This is a genomic window from Candidatus Dadabacteria bacterium (assembly GCA_026706695.1).
In the GTDB taxonomy this organism is placed as follows: Bacteria; Desulfobacterota_D; UBA1144; order Nemesobacterales; family Nemesobacteraceae; genus Nemesobacter.
This window is the reverse complement of record JAPOYE010000025.1, coordinates 1-4943: the sequence shown is the minus strand read 5'-3', so window position 1 is coordinate 4943 and position 4943 is coordinate 1. Positions and strand designations below refer to the sequence as shown.

4 protein-coding genes and 1 pseudogene are annotated in these 4943 nt (G+C 47.6%); 2 read left to right on the top strand and 3 right to left on the bottom strand.

What is annotated here, in order from left to right:
- Positions 1 to 42: 42 nt before the first annotated feature.
- Complete coding sequence (locus OXG10_02240) at positions 43 to 267, bottom strand: hypothetical protein (GenBank protein MCY3826187.1); 225 nt, start codon at positions 265 to 267, stop codon at positions 43 to 45.
- Positions 268 to 362: 95 nt separating this feature from the next.
- Here OXG10_02240 and OXG10_02235 point away from each other — a divergent pair, with 95 nt between their 5' ends.
- On the top strand, positions 363 to 2951 hold the full coding sequence (locus OXG10_02235) for a PBP1A family penicillin-binding protein (GenBank protein ID MCY3826186.1): 2589 nt from the start codon (positions 363 to 365) through the stop codon (positions 2949 to 2951).
- Positions 2952 to 3030: 79 nt separating this feature from the next.
- On the opposite strand, the gene purU is transcribed toward OXG10_02235, so the two are convergent.
- Entirely contained in the window at positions 3031 to 3900 is an 870-nt protein-coding gene (gene purU, locus OXG10_02230; GenBank protein ID MCY3826185.1) for a formyltetrahydrofolate deformylase, read from the bottom strand.
- 70 nt (positions 3901 to 3970) lie between these two features.
- A pseudogene (locus OXG10_02225) lies at positions 3971 to 4159 on the bottom strand (SDR family oxidoreductase).
- 193 nt (positions 4160 to 4352) lie between these two features.
- Between OXG10_02225 and OXG10_02220 the strand changes: the two are divergent.
- Positions 4353 to 4943: phage Gp37/Gp68 family protein (locus OXG10_02220; protein ID MCY3826184.1), on the top strand; the 591-nt coding region annotated here is incomplete at its 3' end.

Genomic DNA, 4943 nt, shown 5'->3' with positions numbered 1-4943 from the left:
ACCGGATACGCCGCTTTTTTTCAAGTTCTCCATACACCAGTTTTAACTATATCTCCAATACACAAGAAAAGGGATTATGTCTTTGAGCGCGCTGCCGTCTTTGCTTTTGATCTCGGCCAGTATCTCTCTTATCTGTTCCCACGTCACGTCTTCTTTCCTGATCTCGTTCTTGAGTTTCAGAATAAGTACTTTTATTTCCTGGTCCGTCACGCCTTTTACGTATGAACTGAGAGCGGCCATCGCTTCATCTTCAGAAAAATGTGTCATTGGTATAATTGCCGATTAAAATAACCCAAAAAAAGCTTTTTTAAGGTAACCTTTTTTCGAGTTGATTTCCACGGAACTGTATACTCCCGGTGCAAATGAATCTTAATAGAGGGATCAATCTTGCCGGCAAAGAGCCGGGCAAGCTTCCCCGTTTCCGTTTCTTCGTGCCTGCGGTCTTTGCGTTTGCCTGCCTGGTCGGGATTCTTGCGGTCTATATCTATTTCTCAAAAGACCTCCCTGACCTGCGCGATCTCACAAGGTATCAGCCCGCTATTCTGAACGAATTCTATTCATCCGAAGGGGAGCTGATAGCGCAGTCCGGGCTTGAGAGAAGGGCGCTTGTAAATCTCGAGGATATGCCTCCTCACGTGGTAAACGCCTTCATAGCCGTCGAAGACAGGAGGTTCTACCAGCACAGCGGCGTGGACGCCAAAAGCGTTGTGAGGGCCCTTTTACAGAACCTGATTACGGGCAGAATCGTCTCCGGCGGAAGCACCATTACGCAGCAGATAACCAAAAACCTCATTCTGGGTCCCGAAAAGGCATACAGCAGGAAGATAAAAGAGGCTATTCTCTCTTACAGGATAGAAAAGAACCTCTCCAAGGACGAAATACTCTACCTTTACCTAAACCACATATACCTTGCCGACGGCGTCTACGGAGTTGAGATGGCGAGCCGGAACTACTTCGGAAAGTCGGCAAAAGACATAAACATAGCCGAGGCGTGCCTGCTGGCGGGAATTCCGCGAAGACCCGAGCTGTACTCGCCCAGAGTCAATCCCTCAAATGCGCTTAAAAGGCAGAAGACCGTGATAAACATAATGCGCAACCAGGAGTTCATAACCGAAAGACAGAAGCGCAACGCCCTGGCGTACAAGATAAGAATCATTCCGAAGCAGGAACCCAGAGGGGAGTACATAGCTCCTTACTTCATTGAGTACGTAAGGGAGTATCTTGAGAGGAAAGTCGGCAGGAGGGCCTACGAAAAGGGCGGTTACAAGGTTTACACAACCCTTGACATGGACCTGAACCTTGTGGCCTACAGGGCCATTAGAAGGGGAATACGCAACACCGAGAAAAGACAGGGCAGAACCAGATTTACCATTGCCAGGCTCAGAACTCTTGAGAAGATCGAGGAATTCAAAGAACAGCAGCGCCAGCTTGCTTTTCAGGACGGAAGAACGTACAGGGCCGTTGTCACCGTCACGGGAGACGTAGACGAGAAAACTTCTTTTGCTACGGTGGAAGTCGGCGGCGAGAAACGGAAATTCAGTTACATAGTCGACCCGGAGAGGTATCTTCCCCCTCCCGATGGCATCTATCTTCTCCCGGAGAGACTGAACCCGGGAGACGTTATAAAGGTGAGGGTGTCTGTAAGCGATGAGAAGGTGACCGATATAGTTCCCCTGTTCTGGCCCCAGACCCAGGGGGCACTGGTTGCCATGGACGCAAGGGGCAACATCATCTCAATGGTAGGAGGATATGACTTCGGACTCTCGAAGTTCAATCGGGCTATTCAGGCGAAAAGGCAGCCGGGTTCCGCGTTTAAGCCTTTTCTCTATTCGGCGGCTATAGACAAAGGGTATACGCAGACGAGCAAGCTCCTTGACGTACCGATTATCGTGGATGACTGGGTTCCGGAGAATTACGACGAAGAATACATGGGGTCGATCTTCTTCAGAGAATCTCTTGTCAACTCGAGGAACCTTTCTTCGATCAGGCTTATCATGGACGTGGATCCGCGATATGTAGCGAGTTATTCCAGGCCCTTCGGGTTCGGATCCAGAATCAATCCCTATCCCTCGCTTGCTCTGGGAAGCTCCGAAGTGACTCTGCTGGAAATAACTGCGGCATATTCTGTTTTCGCAAATTCCGGGATATACAGGAAACCGAATTTCATACTCAGGATCTATGACAGGAACGGAAGCCTGATTGAGGATAACACCGGGGAGGTGTATCTGCGGTACGAGAGGAGACTTAAGCAGGGTGAGGAGTCGGGGGAATGGCATTATCAGGAGCGTCTTTCGCCGCAGCCTAGCGAGAGCAGGTCGCAGTTTTTAGGGCTTTTGGCCGAAGATCAAAGAGAGTTCGTTACCGCGGGGGAATTCGGGTTTTTCATCAAGAAAGTTCCCATCCATTATTTTGGCAATACGGAAGAGTTTAAGAGGGTTATAAGCCCCGAGACGGCATATATAATGACGGACATGATGGAAGCGGTTGTATCGGAGGGGACGGGACTGCTCGCCAATTCACTTAATTCCAAGGCAAGAGTCGCAGGCAAGACAGGGACCACAAATGATTATACGGATGCGTGGTTCATAGGATACAGTCCCATGGTTGTCGCGGGGGTGTGGGTTGGAAAGGACGATAACACCTCGCTTGGAGACAAAGAAGCAGGATCCCTGTCCGCGGTTCCAGTCTGGAAAGAGTACATGAGCAGGGTGCTTGACAAATACAATGAGCGCAAGGAATTCGAGATTCCATCCGGCATAAAAATCAGGAACACTCCCCTGGGAGAAATTTCATTCAAGGTCAAGCCAACCATGTCCAAAGACGAGGTGCTCAGGGGATTGAAGATGATGGTAGTGGAATCTGCGGAAAAGAAAGCGGAGAGCTCAGAAGAATACGACTACAACAGGATAAGGTCTCTTTTCAGGCGGGATAAGGAAGAAGATAATGAATAAGCAGGTAACGGAGAAACGACTGGGTGGAATTCATCTTCTCGAGCTTCGGGTGCTTCAAAGCTCCAGGAAGTTTAGAGGGTCATTTATTGAACATTATTGTTCTGTTTTTGTATATCAGAATTTCTCTGTTGATGTGAGACCAGATTGCTTTTGAAAGAACCTGTTTCTCCAGATCCTCTCCCTTTCTCACTAGGTCGTCTATGGAATCGTTGTAGTTTACCCGTATTACATCCTGCTCTATTATGGGTCCGGAATCCAAATCCTCGGTTACGTAATGACTCGTTGCCCCAACGATCTTGACACCTCTTTTGTAGGCGTTGTGATAGGGACGTGCTCCTGGAAAGGCGGGAAGGAAGGAATGGTGAATGTTGATTATCCTGTTTCTGTAGTGTGAGACAAAATCCTCGCTAAGTATCTGCATGTACCTGGCAAGCACTATGAAATCCACTTTATAGTCCTTGAGAAGCTCAAGCTGACTGGCTTCCACTCCCTCTTTGTTATTTTCCACATCGTTGAACACATAAAAATCCATGCCGTAGCGGTCAGCAACGGGCTTGAGGTTAAGATGATTGCTTATAATGAGGGGAACTTCCACATTCCACTCCCTGACCCTTAGCCTGTATATGATATCGGAGAGACAATGTGGGAGTTTTGAGACGAAAACCGCCATGCGCAACACTCTCCCGGTGAAGAATATGTCGAATTTTATATCGAATTCTGAAGCTACTTCCTCTTGGAAACGTTCGGAGAATTCCTCTTTGGGAATGGAAAATTTCTCCATTTCCCACTTCACACGAACAAAGGTGACCTTATCATCCATGTCCATGCAATGCTGCATTTCATATATGTTACCGCCATACTTAGATATGAAATCGATTATTGCGCGGAGAAGACCCGGGCGGTCGGGAGAATGCGTAAGCAGTACTGCTTGTTCAGAACTTCGTGGCATGATTTAGGACCAACCCTCTTGTAATGAAAATGCCATTATACCTTAAAAAACGATATAGTCCCACAAGTTTTTAAAACAGCCCCTTCAACAATCCTCCATCAACTTGGATAGTAGTTCCAGTCATGTAACTTGCTTTCTCAGAAGCAAGAAAGCAGGCTAGGGCGGCCAGTTCTTCGGGTGTACCTATTCTTCGCAGGGGAATGTCCTTCTCCATCTCTTCTATGGCTTCTTCATATTCAATGCCTGATTGGGTCCTGGAGAATTACGACGTTCACTGTTCCAGACTGAAAAAAGTACATTAGGAGTTTGCTTGATAAATAAAATGAGTGAAAGGAATTTGAGGTTCTCTTCGGCGTCCAAGAATGAAGTGATCAGGGGAATGAATGGAAAAGCAGGTATATTTACGGCAACACATTGGCAAAGGCAAGAATTACTCAGCATGGGATTGTAACATGGCCGACAGATCTGATATCGAGTGGACTGACGCGACATGGAATCCGGTTACGGGTTGCACCAAAATCACGCGTGGTTGCGACAACTGCTACGCTGCGCGTTTTGCAGAACGATGGCGTGGTGTCAGTGGTCATCCCTACGAACAAGGCTTTGACTTGCGTTTGTGGCCATCGCGACTTGACCAGCCATCACGGTGGCGAAAACCTCGTATGATTTTTGTCAATTCGATGAGTGATTTGTTTCATAAACAGGTTCCGCAATGGTTCATTGACGAAGTTTTTCAACAGATGGAAAATGCGGACCACCACATCTATCAGATATTGACGAAACGAAGTTCACTCATGCGTGATTATCTGAAACACAGGTACTTTGATGGTGCGGTTCCGAAGCATATCTGGTGCGGTGTTTCAGTGGAAGACCAAACGGCTACAAGCAGAATTTTACATCTTCAAACAACACCGGCTACGGTTCGCTTCTTATCTATTGAACCGCTGTTAGGTCCACTGGGTGATATCGACTTGAAAGGGATTTCATGGGTTATTGTCGGCGGAGAGAGCGGTCCTAATGCTCGTTCTTTGCATCTTGATTGG

What these genes read in the sequence shown, in the direction of transcription:
- OXG10_02240 (MCY3826187.1), bottom strand. Translation starts at nt 267, where the DNA reads ATGACACATTTTTCTGAAGATGAAGCGATGGCCGCTCTCAGTTCATAC.
- OXG10_02235 (MCY3826186.1), top strand. Translation starts at nt 363, where the DNA reads ATGAATCTTAATAGAGGGATCAATCTTGCCGGCAAAGAGCCGGGCAAG.
- purU (MCY3826185.1), bottom strand. Translation starts at nt 3,900, where the DNA reads ATGCCACGAAGTTCTGAACAAGCAGTACTGCTTACGCATTCTCCCGAC.